We start from the raw sequence: 20,574 nt of genomic DNA, 5'->3' as shown, positions 1-20,574 counted from the left end.
GGGAGGAGGATATGCTCAGTGTCAGCCCCGACAACGTCTGCCGCCTGGTCGAACTGGCGCGGGAATTTCACGCCCAGGAGGCAGTGACCATACCGGAGGATCCCGCCAACCCCAGCGGTGACTGGGCGGTACAGATGCTGGCCAGCCACGCGGATGACGCCAGCTTTCTGGAGTTCAAGGCCATCGTTGACGATCTGGAACCTGACCAGCAGCAGGAGCTGGTGGCGCTGCTGTGGTTGGGACGCGAGGATTACGGCCGCCCCGAGTGGCGGGACGCACTGGCGCAGGCGGCCGACAGCTGGAACCCGCAGACGGCGGAGTACCTGATCGCACACCCGCTGCTGGCCTCCTACCTGGAGAAGGGGCTCGACCTGCACGGTTACCAGTGCAATGAGTAGCGACGGAGTCTCTCGCTAGAATTCTGCGCCTTCACGTCAATCACCTGCCAACCAGGAGCCGCGTCAGATCTATGCGCCGCAAATACCCGGCGCAGAATCCCAGTCTCTCTACCGCTGCACCAACCCCGGTGGATACGGCAGCGGCAAGCGACTGCCGGCGACAGGCCCGCCCCTCAGGTCTCCGCTACAGTCACGGACGTCTCGGCAATGCTGGCGCGGAAATCGAGATAGGCACTGAGTACGCTCGCCGGTGCCTCCGTCTGCGGGTAGTGGCCGATGTCGGCCAGTTCGGTGACATTCGCGTCCGGCACCAGCTGCCGGTAGCGGGCCACCATGTGCGCGCCGGAAATGGGGTCGAGCAGGCCGTCGATCAGTTTCACCGGGATCCACTCGTTGCACAGCGCCCCGACCCAGCGCGCGCGGTGCTGCCGCCGCTGCGGCATATAGCGGATCAGCCGGTGCATCACCCCCAGGCCGTCGTTCTGCCGGATCAGCGCCCAGAAGCCGTCGATATCCGCCGCCGTGGGCGGCGTCGCGGGGCCGCAGATCTTGCGCAGGTTCGCGGCGAACTTGCGCTTGCTGGTCAGCCTGGCGACCAGGGCGCCGAGCGGCGAGAGCAGCAGTTTCTGAATCAGCACCGGCTGGTGCGTTTCCGGGAATATGCCGCCGTTGAGCAGGCAGACACTCCGGATGCGCAGTTTGGGCACGCCTGTGCGGGTGACATTCAGGCGCTCGCGATCCCTGGCCAGCAGCTCCTGCGCCACGGTATCGCCGTAGTCGTGCGCGAGGATATGGTAATCGCCGACGCCCTGCTCCATCAGCCAGGTCTCGATCAGTTCGGCCTGGTCGGCGATCAGATAGGAAAAGTCGCGCGGCTTGGCGGAATCGCCGAAGCCGAGCATATCGATCGCGTAGAGCGCATAGCGCTCGGCCAGCTGCGGCCAGATCTTGTTCCAGTCCCAGGAGGAGGTGGGGAAACCGTGAATCAGCACCAGCGCCTCGCCCTCCGGGTTGCCGCCGGTGCGGGTGAATACGGGCCAGCCGCGGTATTCGAAGACGCGCCCGCCGCGGCGCCATTCCTGCAGGTTGATCATGATTTTTATCTTGTATTAACTGATCAGCCGGTTAGCTTAACGGCGGTGAGCGTATCCGGCCAGTGATCGGTTCGCGATTTCAGCGCAAGAATTTATTCACTTCGTCATACCGGGTCAGGCCGGTATGACGAGAGCACTCTGCAGGGACGTTGCTGTTGTATAGACTGTGAATCCGGCATCGACGCTCAGCAGCGGGGATCACCATGGGTTTCTACGAAAACCACTGTCTGCCACACCTGATCAACTGCGCCTGCGGCCTCAAGGCCTTCCGCAGCCAGCGGCAAATCGTCGTGCCGCAGGCCCGCGGCCGCGTGTTGGAAGTCGGCTTCGGCTCGGGTCTGAACCTGCCCTATTACGATCCCGCCAGGGTCGAATTTGTGTGGGGCCTGGAGCCCTCCGCGGGTATGCGCAGGCGCGCGCGCGACAACGTCGGCAACTCGCCATTGGACGTTCGCTGGCTGGATCTGCCCAGCGAGCAGATTCCGCTGGAGGATAACAGCGCGGATACGGTGCTGCTGACCTACACGCTGTGCACAATTGCGGACTGGCGGCGGGCGCTGACTGAAATGCGACGCGTGCTGAGGCCGGGTGGTGTACTGATATTCAGCGAGCACGGCAGCGCGCCGGATGCCGGCGTCAGGGAGTGGCAGGAGCGGTTAAATCCATACTGGGGCCGGGCCTTCGGCGGCTGCAATCTGAACCGGCCGATTCCGCGGTTGATCGAACAAATGGGCTTCAGTATTCAGTCGATGGAATCCGGCTATATCCTCGCGCCGAAATTTGCCGGCTTTAATTACTGGGGTGTGGCCAGGCAGGCGTCCTGAGCAGTTGCCACGTCAGTTACCGCCGCGCAATTAAAAAAGCCCCGGCCTTGCGGCCGGGGCTTTTCGGTTACAGATGGCTTAGCCTTCTTTCCTTGCCAGCTTTGTCTGCGTCTTTTCGACCGGCTTGGGGTCGCCCTGCAGCTCCGCCAGCATCGTCTTCATCTGCTCGAACTCTTCTTCGTTATCCAGTTCCAGCATCAGCGGCTTGGCGACGCGGGCGAAGAATTCGGCATCCTTCTGCTCGTACAGTTCCTGCGCCAGCCACTGGGCGATATGGGCCTCCCGCGGCGCGCGCAGGTAGGCCTGCTCGAGCATTTCCACATACTTGTCCCGCGGGTAATCGAGCATTTCCATCGCCATGGCGAGCCCGAACCAATGGGAGGCCGTGTCCGCATCGTTGTTCACCAGGAACACGAATTCGTCGCGCACTTTTTTCAGTGCATCGCGGTCGCGCGCCTCGCCGGGGAGACCGACCTGGCGATTCAGGCCCAGCCACGCATCGGCGGTCTGGTACCAGATCTCGTCGCGGCGCCCGGCGGGGACGGTCGCGAGCAGCTGCTGCGCGCGGTCGAAGTTGCCGATGCGGGTCTCCGCATCCGCCTGCACCGCGGTGAGCTCCGGGCTGTCGACGCCGGCGGCGCTCGCGTACTGGAACAGGTGCAGCAGGCCCTCGAGGTTGTAGCCGGACATCACCAGGAAGCGTCCGATCTCCGCCACCGCATGCCGCGGGGACAGCTGCGTGACAACGGGCTTGGCCTCGCGGAAATCCGCCGGCACTGTGCCACCGGCAAGGTCGAAGGTGCCGTTCTCGAACATGGCCTCGTATTCTTTGTCGATCTGCGCGAGGGACATACCCAGGGATTTCTCCAGCGCTTCCACCGGGTCGGCGCCGTTGTTGTAGGCATTCACATATTCCTTGAACTCTTCCACCTTGCCGCTCTTCATCAGCAGCCAGTGGGCCAGCATCCAGCCGCTGGCGTAGACGCCGCCCTTCTCGTTGTCCGGGGTGTTGTAGACGGTTGCACGCAGCAGCTGCTCCAGCGGCATCGGGCTGGTGTAGACCAGGGTCATGGCCCGCTCTTCCGGAATGGCGCCCAGCTTATAGCGACCGTTCTGATCGAAAGTCATGGTCGACATAAACTCGGCAAAGCCCTCGCTGTACCAGTAGGGGTAGTGCGTGGTGTTGCCGTTGTAACTGAGGTAGTGGGTGTACTCGTGGAACAGGAACTCGCGCGCCTGCAGCTGGCGCTCGCCGCTGCGGCCGTCCAGGTTTACCAGTGCGTAGCTGCCCTGTGCGGTAGTGTCGAACAGGCCATTGGTCATTTCCGCCAGCTCTTCGCCCACCAGGCCGCCATAGCTGTCGCGGTCGGCGGCGGCGTAGATGGTCAGCTTCTGTTTGCTCGGTTCGGCACCGAGCAGCTGCAGTGCCACTGCGCGGTAGCGCTCCAGATCCGCGGCCAGGGTCTGCACGGCGGCGGGATCGCCATTGGTGACGATGCGGAAATTGTCGCTCTCTACCTGGTACCAGGTTTCCTTGCCCAGGTTCTGCTGCACATTACAGCCGGCCAGGACAATACCGAAACAAATTACCAATACTGACGCGGTGCGACGAAATAGTGTTCTAGCCACCGGATTGCTCCTTCTCTGGCCCTCCGTGGCGGAACTTGGAAGCACACACCCTACCGGTTTTTACTGTTCAAAAAAAGAACAATTTTAGACCAGAACCGTATATCCGTCGGTTTTTTCGGGACTGAAAAGTCCGCACAAGTCACTGACTCCGGGCGCTGCAGACAGATACTCCGGGAACCAATGACCGGGATTGACTATTCAGTATCAATTTTCCGCCCGCCAGCGCCCCACGGCGACCGCACAGACGGAGGCGAACACCGTGTCGCCCCTGCGGATCACCTCGCCGCGCCGCCTTCGGCAATGGCGTCGCAAATCATTACAATACCGGCGTTTGTAAATTCACCGAGTTGTCCAATGAGTAGTAGATCCCTGCGCTGCCTGCTGGCCGCCGCGCTGCTGGCTGCGGCCGGCTGCGGCCTGGCCGGTTGCGGCCCGTCCGACAAGACCGCCGAAACCGGCCCCGCAAAGTCCGATCAGAAGCCCGTCGTACAGGCCCCTGCCGACGCCGCCGAGCAGGCGGATTACAGCGATGCCCCCGAGGGCAGGCTCCCGGAGGGCGTGCGCCCGCAGGCCTACCGCCTCGACCTGGTGCTGGATCCGCGCCGGGACGACTTCTCCGGCAGTGTGGAGATCGATATCCAGCTGGCCAGTGCCGCCGACCATATCTGGCTGCACGGCAAGGACCTGCAGGTCAGTGACATACACGCGACCCTGCCCGACGGCAAGCAGGTGCCGGCCGAATACAGAGAGGTGCTGGACAGCGGCGTCGCCCGGGTCGGCTTCGCGGAAAAGCTGCCCGCCGGCAGCTTCACCCTGCATATCGACTACAGCGCCGCCTTCGACCGCAACCTGGCCGGCCTGTTCAAGGTCGAGGAGAAGGGCGATGCCTACGCGCTGGCCAAATCCGAGTCCATCCAGGCGCGCAAGTATCTGCCCGGCTTCGACGAACCGGGCCTGAAGGCGCCCTTCGATATCAGCCTCACCGTACCCGCGGGCTACGCCGCGGTCAGCAACGGCGCCGAACTGAAGCGCGAGCCCGCCGGCGACGGCATGGAGAAGGTCACCTTCGCCACGACACTGCCGATGCCCACCTACCTGCTGTCGCTGTCCACCGGCCCCTTCGACGTGGTGGAACGCGCGGCCATTCCGCCGAACAAGTACCGCTCCGAGCCGATTCCGCTGCGCGGTTTCGCGCGCAAGGGCCGCGGCCAGGATATGAATTACATCCTCGATATCACCCCGCGCATGGTGGAGATTTTCGAGACCCAGCTGCAGCGGCCCTATCCGTTTGAGAAGCTGGATATCGTCGCCGCGCCCCAGTGGCCGAGCGGCGCCACGGAGCTGTCCGCGGCCATCACCTACCGCGAACAGCGCATCCTCGTCGGCGACAAGCCGGCGCCCGGCACGCGCCTGGCGCTGGTCGAGGTGCACGCGCACGAACTCGCGCATATGTGGTTCGGCAACCTGGTCACGCCGCCCTGGTGGGACGACCTGTGGCTGAAGGAGGGCTTCTCCACCTGGGGCGAGCCGCTGGCGCTGACCATTTTCGAACCCCAGGGCGGCCACGACCTGAATGCCGCGACCGCCGCCATCAGCGCCATGCAGCTGGATTCCCTGGCCAGCACCCGCGCGATCCGCGAGCCGGTGACCGACAACCACGATATCCGCAACGCCTACGATGCCATCACCTATTCCAAGAGCCTCGGCGTGATCAACATGGTGGACAGCTACTTCGGCGCGGAGCGTTTCCGCCCGGCGCTGGGCCGCTATATCGAGACCTTCGCCGGCGGCGTGGCCGACTCCCCGGCCTTTTACCAGGTGATCGGCGAGGAGACCAACACCCCGGAACTGACGGAGACCTTCCGGAGCTTCGTCGAGCAGAAGGGCGTGCCGCAGCTGGATCTGGTGGTGGACTGCAGTGAGGAGGGCGCGGCAAAACTTCTGGTACGCCAGCGCCGCTACAAGCCGCTGGGATCGCCCATTAAAGATGCCGACCAGCACTGGAGCATTCCGTTCTGCTTCAGCAGCAGCGACGGCGTGCAGCAGTGCCAGATGCTGACCAGCGTGGAAGAGGAAATCGATATCCCCGGTGGCGCCTGCCCGCAGTGGCTGATGCCCAACGCCCAGGGCAGCGGCTACTACCGCTGGAGCGTCGCCGAGGACCAGTGGCGGGCACTGATCGAGCGCTTCGCCGACTTCTCCCCCACCGAGCAGCTGTCCGTGATCGACAGCGCCTTTGCCGCGTTCGAAGCCGGCCAGCTGTCCGAACCGCTGCTGCTGGAGCTGGTGCAGCAGTCAGCCCGCGCGGACAAGCGCCAGGTAATCACCGCGCCGCTGCGCTACCTGCAAAAGTACCGGCAGCACTATCTGGCGGAAAAGGATCAGCCGGCTTTCCTGAATTTTGCCCAGAACCTCTATCTGCCGCTGCTGGAGCGGACCGGCGACAGCCCCGACAGCGACGAACAGCTGCTCAACAGCGAGCTGCTGAGCTTTATGGCGCTGGTCGCCGGCGACGAGGACGCGCGCAAGACGCTGCGCGACAAGGCCACCGCCTTTACCGGCTTCAAGCGCGAGCGCGATGCAGAGGCCCTGGATTCCGACCTCTACGAGGCCGCGCTGACCGTCGCGGTGCAGGATGCCGGCGACGACTTCCTCGATCACCTGATCAAAATGCGCAGCGAACTGGACGACCCGCGCTTCGAAAATGCCAGCGCCAATGCGATCGGCGGCAGCAACAGCCCCAGGCAGCTGGAGACAATTCACCGGCTGGCGCTCAGCGAGGATATGGGCCCGCGCGAAGCCTTCGGCCTGATCCAGCGCTCGCTCGCCGAGCCGGCGGTACAGGAACAGAACTGGCAGTGGCTGCAGCAGAACTTCCCGGCGGTGGTCGACAAGATTCCCGCGCAGATCCGCCGCCACACACCGTCCTTTGCCCGCGCCTTTTGTGACAGGGAAAAACTCGGCGAACTGCAGCAGCTGTTCAAGCAGCAGGGCAAGCTGACCGCCGGCTACCAGCGCAGCCTGGCGCAGACCGAGGAGCAGATTCAGCTGTGCATGGCACTGAAGGAGAAGGGGCAGGCGCTGATGCAGGCTCTGCCGCAGGCGGCGAACTGAGTAGTTCTTGCAGACATCGATCGCGGCCAAGGGCCGCTCCTACAGAATTTTTTTAACTCCATGTAGGAGCGGCCCTTGGCCGCGATAGATCCATCCGCATTATTCGATCTCGATACCGCCGGCGGTCAATATCTCGGCCAGCGGCCGCAGCTGCTCCCGATAATTCTTCCACTTGCCGACCGACGACTTGTATACCGGCTGGCGCACCTGGGCGGCACTGGCAGTCGCCGTGCCCTGCTTGTCCTGACGGTGGAAGTCCAGCACCGACTCGGTCCACTGCAGATCGCAGAAATCGAACAGCCTGCGACTCTCTCCGGCCAAATCTTCCACCAGTTTTTCGTAGTGCAGATCGTAGATGGCATCCGGCAGCAGTCCGCGCCAGTGATCCATAAGCCGCCGATAGCCGAGATAATACTGGCCGAGCTCCGACTGGTCGTAAGAAAACGGATATGCGTTGCGGAACTGGGTTTTCAGAATGGCATAGCAGCTGTCCATCGGGCTGCGGCGCAAGTGCACGATGCGCGCCTTCGGCAGTGCCAGCCGGATCAAGCCGATATACAGGTAATTCATCGGGTTCTTGTCGATGATGACGCGGGCGTTTTCGACTCCAGGCCGGCTTCTTAATTCCGCCTGATAGCGGCGGCCGAGCTCGGCGAAATCTACCGTTCTGGATCTGCCCACGAAGTCGGCGGCCACTGACTCCGTGATCTCACTGGTACCGGCCTCCCCAACCAGGCCGGTCAACTCACGTGCAAAAATTCCCGGTTCTCCTGCCGAAAACACACCATCTCCCGCACACAGAATTCGGTCCACCAGCGTAGTGCCCGTTCTCGGCATTCCCAGGATAAAAATGATTCCCTCACCGCGAGCTTCCGCCGGAGTGCTCTGCCGCGATTCCTGGTAACTACGGATAAAATCAACGTTGTAGGCGGATTCTATCCCCTGCAGTCGCTGCAGATCCTGCTCGATGCTGTAGCGAATGCCACTGCGTCGCAAACAGCAGGCTTCGGTCAGGGCGGCGAAACTCTGTTCGTATTCGCCTAGATCTTCAAATTCTTTCGCCAGCGCAAACTGCAGCTGACTGGCACCCAGTGACAGGAGGCCAGGCTGTGCGGAAACCCGCTGCAGCTCCGGGACATGGTTGCACGCCGGCGTTTGCCGACGCAGATCGGAGCGATTCTTGTAGGCCTCGAAGTCATCTGGCCGCATAGCAATCAGCCGGTCGTACTGCGATTCCGCCCTGGCCAGATCGCCCATCGCCCGGTTCGCTGCCGCACAGTTGAACAGCAGTTGTGGATTGTCCGGTGCCAGTTTCAGCGCGCGCTCAAATAAATCTCTGGACTCCCGGTGGGCTTCACATAGTGAGTAGAGGAAGGCTGCCTGACCGAGGGGCTGAAAATGCTCAATATCGGCCACGGGCAGATGGTCCAGTTGCTGCCGGGCCTCGCCATGCCTGCCGGCACGGACGAGAATTTCGGCCAGATGCAGACTGACACTGACCCACTGCCTGGTGTGCAGCTCGGTGTACTGCTGGGCCCGACCGAGGGACTCGACCGCCCGGCCCAGCTGCCCCAGCGCGGCGCAGCTATCCGCCAGTAACCGCCAGCCATTCACCAGCCGCGGATCCAGCCGCAGGACGCGCTCCGACATCTCGATGGCTTGTGTGAATTCCTTGCGCTGATACCGGTTGAGTGCGGTTTGGTAATGCTGATTTGCGTCAGTCACAGTTAGGCCGAGGTATTTACTCTTTTCGCAGCCAGCATACCACTGTCGCCATAACGTCGCTGGTGGAAATGTAGTGGAGCAAAACAAAAAAGCCGGCCACGAGGGCCGGCAGATGAGCAACAATGCAAGAGATTAGAAGCTGTAGCTTCCGGAGAGACCAATGGTTCTGGGCAGGCTGATATAGTCCTTGGACGAATTGCCCAGGAAGCCTTCACTCGGATCGGTGCCCATATGGCGCTCGGTAATCAGGCCGGTTACACCGTCTTCATTGAACAGGTTCTTGATAAACAGTGTGGCGACCCACTTTTCCGCGACCAGCGAAGTGTTGGCACCCCAGAGCTGGAAGGCATCAATTTCCGCCGCAGTGAGGCCGCTGCCGATGGCGTTCTCAGACTCCGACTGGTAGTAGCCGTTGATACGGGAAACCCAGTCGATACCGTCGCTGAATGCGGTGGTGTAGTCCATCGCCACCGAGAAGGTGTTTTCCGCGGTACTCGGCAGGCGCTCACCCTCCTCGGCGATGGTGACGCCGGTGGGAGTCACGAAGTCCGCGGTCAACTCGCCGTCTACATAGGTGTAACCCAGGGTGTAATGCAGACTTTCGGAAAGATTGCCCTCCATCTCGAATTCGATACCCTGCACACGCGCCGATTCTCCGTTCATCGCCGCAAAGAAGCCCCAGTTTGGTGTGGCAGTATTCAACTGCGGGTCCTGCCAGTCGGTGTAGAAGGCGGATACCGTATAGCGGAAGACATCGGTCGCGCCTTTTAAGCCCAACTCGTAGTTCACTACCGAGTCCGAGTCATAGCGGAGATAGCCTGGATCCTCGGCATAAAAACCGATAGTCGGCACCGCATTGGCCCCGCCGCGACGATAGCCCTCGGAAACCGTTGCGTAGCTCATCAAACTGTCGGAAATATCCCAGGACAGGTTGCCCTTGAACAGCGTATCGTTTTCCTCAGTTTCGAAGGCTGCATCGCCGTTGCCGAGGAAGGGCCAGATTGGCAGAGACAGCTGCGATTCGTTGATCAGTTCATTCTGGAAGCTGCGCATACCCAGCGTCAGGCGCAGCGTGTCGGTGAAGTTGATGGTCGCCTCACCGAACACGGCCTTGTCAACAAAGCTCTGATTGCGGCGGAAATAAAAGTCCTGATCCTGAACGTCGGCCGCCCAGCCCGTGAGGGTTTCCGCCAGAGACGTGGCGGGATCCCAAGGGGTCGGTGCTACAGCCATCCAGTCAGACCAGCCCGGCATGGTGCTGTTCTGGCCGGCCTTGGAGTCCTGGTCCATGTAGTAGAAGCCGAGAATCCAGTCGACTTTTGCATCGGTGGCGTTCGACACCAGGCGGATCTCCTGTACCAGCGCGGAATCGTCGTAGAAGCGCTCGGCCCTCGCTACCGGGCGGGGAGTGCCGTAGTAGAGACCCTCGAACCAGTCCATGGTGGCGTAGAAGCCGGAGTTATCGCTGATACCCACACCGCTGTGGCTGTAGTCGGCGGTACTGGAAGTCAGGGTGGCGAAACCCATATCAACTTCGACTTCCAGGGAAGTCATGTCGACTTCGCGCTCGGACGGTTCCAGGATCACCGCGCCGTTTTCGTAATCGTCGTAGGGCTGCTCGGTGCCATTCACCCAGTTCGTGCCCCTGGTCACCTGGCGGCGGCCGCCGATGCTATCTTCCTGCTGCTGGTAGGACAGCTGAATACTGGCGTTGTCGGTGGGCTCGAACAGGATTGAGGCGCGACTGTAGGTGATGTCCACGGTGTCCGCATCCTCGACACTGCGGAATACTGGCCCGCCGTTGGCGATATCACCGCCCGCGGCAAGCGGCGCACCACTGGCATCCAGTTCATAGACGTTGGCGTAGTCGACGATACCGTCGTTATCGATCTTGCCGATATTCGCGCGGAACGCGACCTTGTCCCCGAGGGGCAGGTTCAGCATCGCGTCAGAGTTGAGGTTGTAGCCACTGGAACCCTCGGTCTGACTGAAGCTGGTGCCAACCTTGGCCGCAAATTCTCCGACCTGTGGTTTGTTCATGATGTAGCGCACGGTACCGGCCAGGGAGCCGGAGCCGTAGAGTGTGCCCTGTGGGCCGCGCAGTACTTCCACGCGCTCGATATCCTTCAATACGAAGTTCGCATAGAGGGGCGTATCGTCGACATAGGTCGCTACGGTGCCGATGGCCGACAGCGGCACATCGCCGTTTGCGCCGGTATCGATATTCATGCCGCGAATCACCACGCCATTGACGGTCCCTGAATTGCGGTAGCCGCGATCCACGACAGTCAGACCGGCGATACTGCGCATCATTTCCGCAGCGTCGGTCACCTGCGCCGCCTCGAGGTCGTCACCGGCAACCGCGGAAATATTGTAGGGAATATCCTGTACACTCTCGGCGCGGCGGGTGGCCGTCACAATCACCTCTTCCAGCAATGCCTCCTGCGCAAGCGAGACTTGCGGTACGGACAGCAGTGTACCGGCGGATACGGTGGCGACCGCTGCAGCCAGTGTTTTCTTGCTAAACCCCTGCTTGCTTTGCTCTTTCATGGCTCCCTCTACGTTTCTTTTATTTTCTGGCCAAACCGCGCCGATTGATACTGTTGTTGATGAAATATGCTACGCACCCAACTGGAAAACCCTAGCGCCAGTTGACGCGCACCGACTGGTCCAGTTTTTTGCCCTTATTACTCGGGCACCTTCAATGGACCCAGCTCCTCATAGGCCGGCGATACGGCGCCCGGCTCATACTGTGGATACCGCACCCGCGCATCGCGGAAACTTTTCAGTGTCTGCCCCAGGCCCTTCATGCCGCGCTCGCGCACCTGCTTGACCTTGTGCAGATCCACTTCGAATGCAATCACCTCTTCCTCCACCGACGCCTCGTGGATCACCTCACCCTCGGGGCCGACGATGATCGAGCGGCCGACGCCCTGGGCGCCGGCAGAATTGACGTCGACGATGTAGCACTGATTCGTGACTGCGCTGGCGCGCACTATGGCCAGCTCGTCGCGGCGGTCGATGGTATCGGTCTTGGTCGGGTGGATGATGATTTCCGCTCCCAGCCAGGTGAGCGCGCGGGTGGTTTCCGGAAACCAGATGTCGTAACAGATGGACACGCCGAAGCGGCCTATCTCCGGCACATCGAATACCAGGAACTGGTCGCCGCCGGTAACGCCCTTCTCGTAGGGCAGGAACGGATAGATCTTGCGGTAGCGGCCGACGACTTCGCCGGCAGGGTTGATCACCGGGGTGGTATTGAACACCGCACTGCCGCATTTTTCATACATGGAGCCGGGCACCAGCCAGATGCCCAGTCCGCGCGCGCTGCGACAGAAGGCCTGCTCCTCCGCCGACGGCAGCTCCCGCGCGTGCTGCACGCCGACACCGCGCAGGGCCAGCTCGCTCAGCACGATCATCTTTACCCAGGGGAAACGCAGCTTGGTCTTCTGGATGCGCTCCAGCAGCAGTTCCAGGTTATCGGCCTCTGCCAGTTTCAGCTGCAGCGCCGCGATTCCGAAGTGTTTGCTCTTATTGTTCATCGCCAGACAGTTCCCGCTTGTCGGTGCCGCTATGGCGGCTTGTATCTGGCTTTATCTTGGAGGATTCGGCGAGGCGGCAATAGGGCCAGATTTTCCTATGCTATGAGTCCACGCGGGCGAAACTGGCTCCAAATGGCAGGAATCGCTTTACCCACCCCTGCGTGGCTCCATAGCCGGGTCGCATCTGGACCTATCTTCTCACCGGCAATGGGTTAGCTTTGCGCCAGGTACAGGAAGTAAACTGATCGTATGGCACGGCTTCAACGCGCTTGAGGCGGTGCCGAATAATAATTGGGGCAGTGCCCGGCGGGAGTAGCCATGAACGATAATGCGGAAAGTCTGACAGGCCAGCCAGCCGGCGCCGAAAATTCTTTGGGTAATATTTCCAGTATCTTTGCAGCGGCGGCACCGCAGGGCTGGATGGCCAGCCTGTTGCTCGCCTTTCTTTCCTCCGCCGGCCTCTATTACGTGAACATTTTCCCGGTCATCGTCGACTCGCTGATGGCCGGCGCCGGCCTCTCGGCGGCCCAGGCCGGCGAGATCACGTTTGCCAATACCATAGGCGCGGTGATCGGCGCCTTCACCATTTCACTGTTCGTCAAGAAAATTCCGCGGTGGAAGCTCGCCGCTTTCGCGCTGCTGCTCTGCTCCATCGGCATGGATGTACTGACTATCATGCTCGCGAACCTGGAACTGCTGATTCCGTTGCGGCTGGTGCACGGGGTGCTCGGCGGCGCACTGGTCGGGCTGGGATTTGCGGCCATTGCGCGCAGCGGCATCGCCGGGCGCACCTACAGCATGGTGCTGCTGGTTCAGTACACCGGCGGCGCACTGGGCCTGGGTTTTCTGCCGGATCTGGTCACCAGGTTCGGCACCTATGTGCCCTTCTATGCGCTGATCACCTTCAGTGTCATCACACTCGCCATGCTGCCCTTCCTGGCCGACTATCCGCTGCCCAGCAAGCAGAAAGAGAAGCAGGGCGGGGAGAAGGAAACGCTGAATGCGAAGGTAGCCATGGGACCGATGCTGATTACGCTGTTGGCGCTGTTCTGCTTCCAGTTCGCCAATATGGCGCTGTTCGCGTTCATCTTCGATCTGGGTAAATCCTTCGCACTGCCGCTGTCATTTATCAGCCAGACGCTCTTCTGGGCCAACCTGATCGCGATCGGTGGCGCCGCGCTGGCGGCCTACACCGGCCAGCGCTTTGCACTGACGATACCGCTGGGCATTGCACTGCTGGTGACGCTGGTGGGGCTGGCGATGTTTATGTTCAGCGACCTGAAGCCGATGTTCATTATTGCCAACGTGGTGACCGGTATCACCTGGGCCTTCTGTGTGCCCTACCTGCTGACAATGGCTTCGAAGTTCGATGCGGCGGGTCAGATGGGCGCCTTCGGCGGCTTCGCCTCGAAGATGGGCCTGGCCTGCGGTCCGCTGCTGGCCGGCTATTTCATTTCCGGCGGGGGCAGCTATACGCAGCTGATCGCGATTGCCTGTGGCATGCTGGCGGTGTGCCTGCTGGCCCTGCCTTCGGCGGCGCGACTGGACAAACACACGATTTGAATCGCGGTGAGGTCAATGGACTGACTTGCATTGCCCAGAACGCCGCGTGCATGACAGGCAGCCCTGACAAGCCAGGGCCGCCCGATTTATGGATAGTGTTTGGTAAACGGATCGTATTCCGGCGCCGCTATTTCGGCGCTGGAGCCCGCCATCAGTGTCTGAGTTTTTGCCGCGCTTTGTCGAAGGCGGACTCCATCTTTCTCCAGGCCGCTTCCGCGCCCTCCTTGACCGAATCCCAGGCGTCGTCGCTGGCTTCGGCTACCTGATGAAGCTGGTGCTTCAGCTCCGAATGCCTGCGTTCCAGCTCGTCCGCCTGACTATTCAGCGCGATGCGCGCATTGGCATCGGCCTCACGCGCCCTCGCGCGCAATTTGTCGATATCTGCCTTGCGCTGGTCGAGCTTGGCCTGCAGTTTTTTCTCGTACGCGGATCTGTCACTCATAGTGCCACCGATTGTCAGTGATGGATGATTGGGAGGGGAAAATTCGTAATTCGGCATGGCTCCCCGCCTGTGGTCACAGCCGGAGAACTCTATAAAAGGCTAGTAGGCACTCCGAGGGAGCGCCAGCGGAATCGCCGGGCGGGGCACCGGCACAGCAGGGACCTGCGCGCTCGCAGCTCGATATTTACCGGCGCCGGAATACGCCCGTCAGCTCTCGAGCGCGCGCATGTCCGCCGCACTTGACGCAGCCGCCCCCGCAGCGACCGGGCGGCCGAGAAACTTCAGCGCTCCGTAAAGCACCGCAGCGCACAGGGGCAGGCCCAGCACCGGCGACAGGCCGAAGCCCGCGGGCAGCGCGCCCAGCAGCAGCGCCACCAGCCCCACCAGTGCCGCGTAGGGCAGTTGGGTGCGCACATGCTCGATATGATCGCAGCCGGACGCCATCGAGGACAGCACGGTGGTATCGGAGATCGGCGAGCAGTGATCGCCCCAGATGGCACCGGCCAGTACCGACGCAATCGCCGCATAGAAGATATGCCCCTGTGCCGCCAGGCCCGCCTCACCACCGGCGAGCGACCAGGCGAGCGGCACCACCAATGGCATCAGAATGCCCATGGTGCCCCAGCTGGTGCCGGTGGCGAAGGCGGTGCCGGCCGCCAGCAGGAACACCAGTGCCGGCAGCAGCTGCGGCGTCAGAGTGCCGCCGATGCTCTCGACCAGATAGCGGGCGGTACCCAGCTCCGCGCTGACGCCGGCCAGCGCCCAGGCCAGCACCAGGATGATCATGGCATAGAACATCGCGCGCGCCCCGGCAAACCAGGCGTTGACGGTCTGCTCCAGCGTGAGGATGCGCTGCCCCACCGACAGCACCATCGCGACCAAGGAGCTGGCGACCGCGGCCCACATCAGCGCGCGATAGGAGTCCGCCGCGGCCAGTATTTCCGCCGGCGCCTTGCCGCTGCCACCTCCGCCGGTAATCCACAGGCCGGCGATCACGCCGCCCACCAGCGTGGCGATCGGCAGGGCGGCATTGATGGCGCGCACCGGCCGGTCGGGCAGCGGCTCGACCACGTCGTACAGCGGCGACTCGTCCGCAGCCTGTGCGGCCACCGCGGTACCACCGGCGCGCGCCGCGCGCTCGGCGGCGAGCATGGGGCCGAAGTCGCGCCCGCTCACCACCACCAGCGATACGAAGAAGATCGCCAGCAGCGGATAGAAACTGTAGGCAACGCTCTGCAGGAAGACGCCATAGGGTTCGAGACCCGCGCCGGCATCCTGCAGCGCATCCTCGATCAGGCCCACTTCGAAACCTATCCAGGTCGTCACCAGCGCTATGCAGCACACGGGCGCCGCGGTGGAGTCCACGATATAGGCGAGCTTGGCACGGGAGATTTTCATGCGGTCGGTGACCGAGCGCATGGTGTTGCCCACCACCAGTGTATTGGCGTAGTCGTCGAAGAATATCGACAGGCCCATCGCCAGCGCGGCCATCGATGCGCGCCGCGCACTGCTGGCCCAGCGGACTATGTAGGTCACTATGCCGAGCATGCCGCCGTTTCTGGAGACAATGCCGACGGTGCCGCCGATGATGAAGGAGAAGATGATGATCGCTGCGTGATCGGTGTCGGCCAGGGCGCCGGTGACATACTTGTCGGCGCCGGTGAACAGGCCGGAAAGCACCGCGCTCAGGTCACCGCCCTCGATGACCCAGGCTCCCACCCAGACGCCGGCAAACAGTGCCGGCAGCACCTGGCGCAGCAGCAGCGCCAGCAGTATCGCCAGCAGCGGTGGCACCAGGGACACGGGGCCGGCGTGCGGGAGCTGCGCTGTGTCGGCCCAGGCGCCGAGCGGAGCCAATGCCACACAGGCGATCAGCAGCAAGCCCGCCCCCACCCTCCCCGATCTTCGCGCCGCGCGGTGAAAATCTCTGTGGGTGGTTGCTCGCATTGCTCGCTCCTTGTCGTTCGTCAGCCGGCCGTTTCCACGGAGCTGGTGCGGTGTGCCCGCGTGGAGGGTTCGGTCACACTGAAATCGCCTTCCAGCGCGTGCAGATACCAGTCGAAGAAGCGCCTGGGCGTGTCCTCGAACTGCGGGTGCTGCGGTCCCGGCTCGTAGAAGTGCGAGCGCACGCCGCGCGCGTTCGCATCCATGATGCGCTTGTCTTCCAGCGTGGTCTGATGCCAGACGCTGATCAGCTGTTCGCGGTCGTAGTCGATCCCCTCGCGGGCATCGCCGCGCACGAACCAGACAATCTCCATGTCGGCCTTGTCGATGGCGCGCGGTACATAGCGGAACAGCACGCAGTGATCGGGGTAATTCAGCATGTAGGCGAGCGGACCGAACTGGAAATCCCCCGCGCCTTCGTCGAAGCCGCGGAAGTCGCCCATCAGCGGCGCCAGCGGCGCGCCGTCGGCACTGCCGGTCTTGAAGCCGGGGAAGAGCGCATAGCGGCTGGTATAGACACAGGCGCCGAACGCCGGCGCCTCGCGGAAAATCCGGTACAGCGATTGCTCCAGCCCGGGCACGCCGGTGCTGCCGGCGGAGCGCGCCCACATGGCCCGGTTCAGTTCCGCCACCTCGTGCTCGAGGGACTTGAAGGAGTGGATGCGCGAATAGAGCCGGTGGGCCGTCTGGCAGTGGTAGCACTCCAGGTAGTTGCCGAGGGCGATCTTCCAGTTGGCATCCACGGGATAGGTCTGGCGGTGCGCTATCTTCGCGCGCTCGAGCCGGTAGGGTGCCATCTGCCGGTCGAGTAGGGCCATGTGCGCCGCGAAGTCCGCCGCGCCCGCATCGAAGTTGATAAAGATGAGCCCGAAGCGCACGGCCACGCGCACCTTTTTCAGACCGAGTTTTTCCTTTTCGAATCCCTGCAGGCACTCCATCGCGCGCGCGGCGCGCAGCGCGCCGTCGCGTTCGTAGACCCAGCCGTGGTAGGGGCAGACAAATGTCTTGCGATTGCCCGCCTGCGCTTCGCAGACCCGCGAGCCGCGGTGGCGGCAGCTGTTGATCAGCCCGTGAATGCGCCCGTCATCGCCGCGCGCGAGGATCACCGACTCGTCGGCTAGTTCAAACAGGAAGTAGTCGCCGGCCTGCGCCAGCTGGCTCACATGGCCGGCGTAGTGCCAGCTGCGGAACATGATGGTTTCCAGCTCGCGCCGGTAGACGAAGGGAGAATGATAGAAATAGCGCGCGGGGGCGGCATCCGGGTCCCGGCGCTGCAGAGCGATCTGTTCGCGCATCAGCGCGAGACCATCGTCCCTGTCGCTGGCGAGAAAATTCTGCATAGTTTTTATTGCTGTTATTTTTGGCCCAGTCTACTCCAGTATTTCCGCTGCGGAAAAGTAAAAAATCCCGCGGCGTATTCCACCTGTCTCAGAATATTGAAAGACCCCACCTCTCCCTTGAAGCGGGAGCGGTGGCGGCAAAGCACTAAGACGGGTATTTCGAAACGCTGTAAATACGTCCTTGTAAGCTCCGGCGGCGACGTCCTGTCGCCGACGGTTCGAAATACCCGCCCTAGCACTTTGCCTTCGATTCTGGCTGCGGGACCTTGTCAGCATCCGAGGCGTACTCCACCTGCCTCTTGGCGCCGGCGGGGTGCATGGCGCAATATGCGCTTGTGGCCACGAGGCTTTCATCCTGGCCCCTGTCCTGCCCCGGCGCCATCGAGTGAGCAATGCAGAATGAACAATAAGGCTGTAGCGGACCTCCCCGATTACCGACCCGAATGGCTGCAGTCGCAGCCGCTGGCCGAGGCCAGCGCGCTTGTCGCACCCTGCTATACCGACCCGCGCTGGCTGGCACTGGAGCAGCGCGGCATATTCGCGCGCAGCTGGCAGCTGGTCGGTCACCTCGAACAGCTGGAGAGCACCGGTGACTATTTCACCTGCGAAGTGGCCGGTGTGCCGCTGCTGCTGGTCCGTGACAACGGCGGCGCCCTGCGCGCCTTCCACAATGTCTGCCGCCATCGCGCCGGGCCACTGCTGCAGGGCTGTGGCAGGGGCGCCAAGGCGCTGCGCTGCCAGTACCACGGCTGGAGCTACCGGCTCGACGGCCAGTTGCGTGCCGCCCCGGAGATGGACAGTGCCTGCGGTTTTGCCATCGGTGACATTCGCCTGCCGGAAGCGCGCCTGTCGGTGTGGGAGGGACTGGTATTCGTTGCCCTCGGCGAGTCGGTGCCGCCGCTGGAGACGGTGCTCGCGGGGATTGCTGAGCGCATAGCCCCGGTGGAGTTCGCGAGTCTGCGCTTCAGGCGCCGCGACGTTTACGAAGTGGCCTGCAACTGGAAGGTGTACGTCGACAATTATCTCGAGGGCTACCACGTGCCCCACGTGCACAGGGAACTCAACCGACTGATCGACTACCGCGCCTACAACACCGAGGTGTTCGACGATTATTCACTGCAGTGGAGCCCGCTGGAAAATGCCGAAGGCGTCTATGGCAGCGGCAACGCCTGGTACTATTTCGTCTACCCCAATGTGATGCTCAACGTGGTCGAGAAGCGCCTGCAGTCCAACCGGGTGATTCCCCTGGGGCCCGATCGCTGCCTGGTGGAATTCGATTACTACTACGGCGAGGGTGCCGGAACCGAGGACGCCGATCACGCGTTCAGCAACCTGGTGCAAACCGAGGACATGGAGATCTGCCAGAAGGTACAGCGCAACCTGCACAGCGGCAGCTATTTTGCCGGACGCCTGTGCCCGCGCCGCGAAGCGGGCGTGCATCACTTTCACGAGCGACTGCGCCGGGATTATCGCGCGCTGCTGCAAGGCAGCGAAAACTGAGCCGACGCCGCCAGGCGGCGCCGGTCTTCGAGCTTAAGACTCGGTAGCCGGTCCCGCCAGGTCGGTGAGCAGCTGGTGCCAGAAGCGCAGCGCCACCGGCAGTGTCGCCACCGGCACCCGCTCGTTGAGGCCGTGGGCGTATTCGTCCGAGGCCTTCATGAAGATGCCGGTAAACGTATAGCTTGGAATACCGGCGGCGCGGAAGTGCAGAGCGTCGGAAGCGCCCGAGGCCATGTGCGGAATGATCGGCAGGCCGCTGTATTCCGCGTGCACCGCGCGCTCGATGGCTGCGAACACATCCGCGCGGATCGGCGAGGCATCGCTGGCCAGCGGTTCATCCAGCACTTTCCACTCCAGGCCCGGGTTCGCCGCCACTTCTTGCAGGGTTGCCAGGGTTTCCTCGACGGAGTTGCCGGGGAAAATCCGGCAATTAATCGTCGCGGTTGCGGATTGCGGCAGTGCATTTTCCGCGTGGCCGCCGCGCAGCATGGTGGCCACACAGGTGGTGCCGGTAGAGCCGACATACTCCGGCTGTGCCCGCAGTACGGCCAGGGCCTTTTTGTTCCGCGGGTTTTTCGCGAAGGCGGTCATGGCGCGCCCGGTCTCGCCGCCCACCATCGACGCGGAGCGCTTGAAAAACTCGCGTGTCAATTCGCTGTGCTGCACCGGGAATTCGTAGCCGGCGATGTTTTCCAGCGCGCGGGTCAGATCGTAAATGGCGTTGTCCTTGCGCGGCAGTGAGCTGTGCCCGCCGGGATTGCGCGCGGTCACCTCGAAAGTCGCATAGGTTTTTTCGGCGCTGTCGACGATGAAGGAAACCGGCTGGCCGTCTTCGCCCAGCAGGCCGCCGCCACCGTCCGCCACCAGCGCGAAGTCCGCGTCTATGTCGGCGAGATATTTGGTAGACAGCAACTTGGTGGTCACCATCTGCGTCTCTTCATCGCCGGACAACGCCAGCACGATATCCCGCGATGGCACGAAGCCTTCGGCCTTGAGGCGCAGCAGCGTGGTGGTCAGGGTGGTGACACCGAACTTGTTGTCGCTGATGCCGCGACCGTAGAAATAGCCGTTCTCCTCGGTGAGCTTGAACGGGTCGCGCTCCCAGTCCTCCGGCCTGGCTTCCACCACGTCCATATGCGCGGACAGCAGGATCGGTTTCTTGCCGGAGCTGCCGTCACCGCGCAGGCGCACGATCAGCGCCGCCATTTCGCCGTGGGGAATCAGCTTGATGTCCTCCTCGGCAAAGCCGCCCGCGCGGAACTGCTCGGCCAGGTAGCGCGCATAGACCGGCACCTGGCCGTAGCCCTGCACTGTGCGCATGGCGATGGCGTCCTCCAGCAGCTTGCGGGCCTGCTGCTCGTAGGGGCCGGAATCGGCGGCCATCAGTGCGCCGGGCAGGGCGAGGAAGGCCGATAAAACAAGACTCAGTTTCTTCACGGAGAAATCCTTCGATGTTGTT

At 62.7% G+C, this 20,574-nt stretch carries 14 protein-coding genes; 5 read left to right on the top strand and 9 right to left on the bottom strand.

The features are described 5' to 3' along the window. Positions 1-11 precede the first annotated feature (11 nt). The gene (locus RRF64_RS14235; RefSeq protein WP_323846558.1) at positions 12-398 is read left to right on the top strand and encodes a DUF3775 domain-containing protein; all 387 of its coding nucleotides are present in this window, start codon (positions 12-14) and stop codon (positions 396-398) included. A gap of 173 nt (positions 399-571) precedes the next feature. On the opposite strand, the gene RRF64_RS14230 is transcribed toward RRF64_RS14235, so the two are convergent. Continuing rightward, positions 572-1,492: an alpha/beta fold hydrolase gene (locus RRF64_RS14230; RefSeq protein ID WP_323846557.1), complete on the bottom strand. Its 921-nt coding sequence runs from the start codon at positions 1,490-1,492 to the stop codon at positions 572-574. 203 nt (positions 1,493-1,695) lie between these two features. Between RRF64_RS14230 and RRF64_RS14225 the strand changes: the two genes are divergently transcribed. Next, complete coding sequence (locus RRF64_RS14225; protein ID WP_323846556.1) at positions 1,696-2,316, top strand: class I SAM-dependent methyltransferase; 621 nt, start codon at positions 1,696-1,698, stop codon at positions 2,314-2,316. 78 nt (positions 2,317-2,394) lie between these two features. On the opposite strand, the gene RRF64_RS14220 is transcribed toward RRF64_RS14225, so the two are convergent. Then, a complete protein-coding gene (locus tag RRF64_RS14220) occupies positions 2,395-3,945 on the bottom strand; it encodes a collagenase (protein WP_323846555.1) in 1,551 nt (516 codons plus the stop codon). Between the two features lie 354 nt (positions 3,946-4,299). Between RRF64_RS14220 and RRF64_RS14215 the strand changes: the two genes are divergently transcribed. Further along, complete coding sequence (locus RRF64_RS14215; RefSeq protein WP_323846554.1) at positions 4,300-7,059, top strand: M1 family metallopeptidase; 2,760 nt, start codon at positions 4,300-4,302, stop codon at positions 7,057-7,059. Positions 7,060-7,158: 99 nt separating this feature from the next. Here RRF64_RS14215 and RRF64_RS14210 read toward each other — a convergent pair whose 3' ends face one another. The 3 genes from RRF64_RS14210 to RRF64_RS14200 all read right to left on the bottom strand — a co-directional run bounded on the left by RRF64_RS14210 (position 7,159) and on the right by RRF64_RS14200 (position 12,326). Beyond that, positions 7,159-8,784 (bottom strand): tetratricopeptide repeat-containing sulfotransferase family protein, encoded by a 1,626-nt coding sequence (locus RRF64_RS14210; protein WP_323846553.1) that lies wholly within the window; start codon positions 8,782-8,784, stop codon positions 7,159-7,161. A 132-nt stretch (positions 8,785-8,916) separates the two neighbouring features. Then, positions 8,917-11,334: a TonB-dependent receptor gene (locus RRF64_RS14205; protein WP_323846552.1), complete on the bottom strand. Its 2,418-nt coding sequence runs from the start codon at positions 11,332-11,334 to the stop codon at positions 8,917-8,919. 137 nt (positions 11,335-11,471) lie between these two features. Next, positions 11,472-12,326 (bottom strand): carbon-nitrogen hydrolase family protein, encoded by an 855-nt coding sequence (locus tag RRF64_RS14200; RefSeq protein WP_323846551.1) that lies wholly within the window; start codon positions 12,324-12,326, stop codon positions 11,472-11,474. A gap of 318 nt (positions 12,327-12,644) precedes the next feature. Here RRF64_RS14200 and RRF64_RS14195 point away from each other — a divergent pair, with 318 nt between their 5' ends. After that, on the top strand, positions 12,645-13,889 hold the full coding sequence (locus RRF64_RS14195) for an MFS transporter (RefSeq protein WP_323846550.1): 1,245 nt from the start codon (positions 12,645-12,647) through the stop codon (positions 13,887-13,889). 151 nt (positions 13,890-14,040) lie between these two features. Here the strand turns inward: RRF64_RS14195 and RRF64_RS14190 are convergent, their stop codons facing one another. From RRF64_RS14190 to RRF64_RS14180, 3 genes are all read right to left on the bottom strand, one after another. Further along, a complete protein-coding gene (locus RRF64_RS14190) occupies positions 14,041-14,331 on the bottom strand; it encodes a sll1863 family stress response protein (protein WP_323846549.1) in 291 nt (96 codons plus the stop codon). A gap of 207 nt (positions 14,332-14,538) precedes the next feature. Then, positions 14,539-16,278 (bottom strand): Na+/H+ antiporter NhaC family protein, encoded by a 1,740-nt coding sequence (locus tag RRF64_RS14185; protein WP_323846548.1) that lies wholly within the window; start codon positions 16,276-16,278, stop codon positions 14,539-14,541. A gap of 20 nt (positions 16,279-16,298) precedes the next feature. Beyond that, a complete protein-coding gene (locus RRF64_RS14180) occupies positions 16,299-17,615 on the bottom strand; it encodes an aromatic ring-hydroxylating oxygenase subunit alpha (RefSeq protein ID WP_323846547.1) in 1,317 nt (438 codons plus the stop codon). Between the two features lie 399 nt (positions 17,616-18,014). On the opposite strand from RRF64_RS14180, the gene RRF64_RS14175 reads away from it, so the two are divergent. After that, complete coding sequence (locus RRF64_RS14175) at positions 18,015-19,115, top strand: aromatic ring-hydroxylating oxygenase subunit alpha (RefSeq protein WP_323846546.1); 1,101 nt, start codon at positions 18,015-18,017, stop codon at positions 19,113-19,115. A 33-nt stretch (positions 19,116-19,148) separates the two neighbouring features. Here RRF64_RS14175 and RRF64_RS14170 read toward each other — a convergent pair whose 3' ends face one another. Continuing rightward, positions 19,149-20,552, bottom strand: coding sequence for a M20/M25/M40 family metallo-hydrolase (locus RRF64_RS14170; RefSeq protein ID WP_323846545.1), 1,404 nt, complete (start codon positions 20,550-20,552; stop codon positions 19,149-19,151). Between the last annotated feature and the right edge of the window lie 22 nt (positions 20,553-20,574).

Origin of the sequence: Microbulbifer magnicolonia, assembly GCF_035117725.1 — a bacterium.
GTDB classification, from domain to species: Bacteria; Pseudomonadota; Gammaproteobacteria; order Pseudomonadales; family Cellvibrionaceae; genus Microbulbifer; species Microbulbifer magnicolonia.
This window is presented reverse-complemented; position numbering and strand designations above follow the sequence as displayed.

Coding starts and splice junctions, on each gene's coding strand:
- RRF64_RS14235 (WP_323846558.1), top strand. CDS start 12: ATGCTCAGTGTCAGCCCCGACAACGTCTGCCGCCTGGTCGAACTGGCG.
- RRF64_RS14230 (WP_323846557.1), bottom strand. CDS start 1,492: ATGATCAACCTGCAGGAATGGCGCCGCGGCGGGCGCGTCTTCGAATAC.
- RRF64_RS14225 (WP_323846556.1), top strand. CDS start 1,696: ATGGGTTTCTACGAAAACCACTGTCTGCCACACCTGATCAACTGCGCC.
- RRF64_RS14215 (WP_323846554.1), top strand. CDS start 4,300: ATGAGTAGTAGATCCCTGCGCTGCCTGCTGGCCGCCGCGCTGCTGGCT.
- RRF64_RS14205 (WP_323846552.1), bottom strand. CDS start 11,334: ATGAAAGAGCAAAGCAAGCAGGGGTTTAGCAAGAAAACACTGGCTGCA.
- RRF64_RS14200 (WP_323846551.1), bottom strand. CDS start 12,326: ATGAACAATAAGAGCAAACACTTCGGAATCGCGGCGCTGCAGCTGAAA.
- RRF64_RS14195 (WP_323846550.1), top strand. CDS start 12,645: ATGAACGATAATGCGGAAAGTCTGACAGGCCAGCCAGCCGGCGCCGAA.
- RRF64_RS14190 (WP_323846549.1), bottom strand. CDS start 14,331: ATGAGTGACAGATCCGCGTACGAGAAAAAACTGCAGGCCAAGCTCGAC.
- RRF64_RS14185 (WP_323846548.1), bottom strand. CDS start 16,278: ATGCGAGCAACCACCCACAGAGATTTTCACCGCGCGGCGCGAAGATCG.
- RRF64_RS14180 (WP_323846547.1), bottom strand. CDS start 17,615: ATGCAGAATTTTCTCGCCAGCGACAGGGACGATGGTCTCGCGCTGATG.
- RRF64_RS14175 (WP_323846546.1), top strand. CDS start 18,015: ATGAACAATAAGGCTGTAGCGGACCTCCCCGATTACCGACCCGAATGG.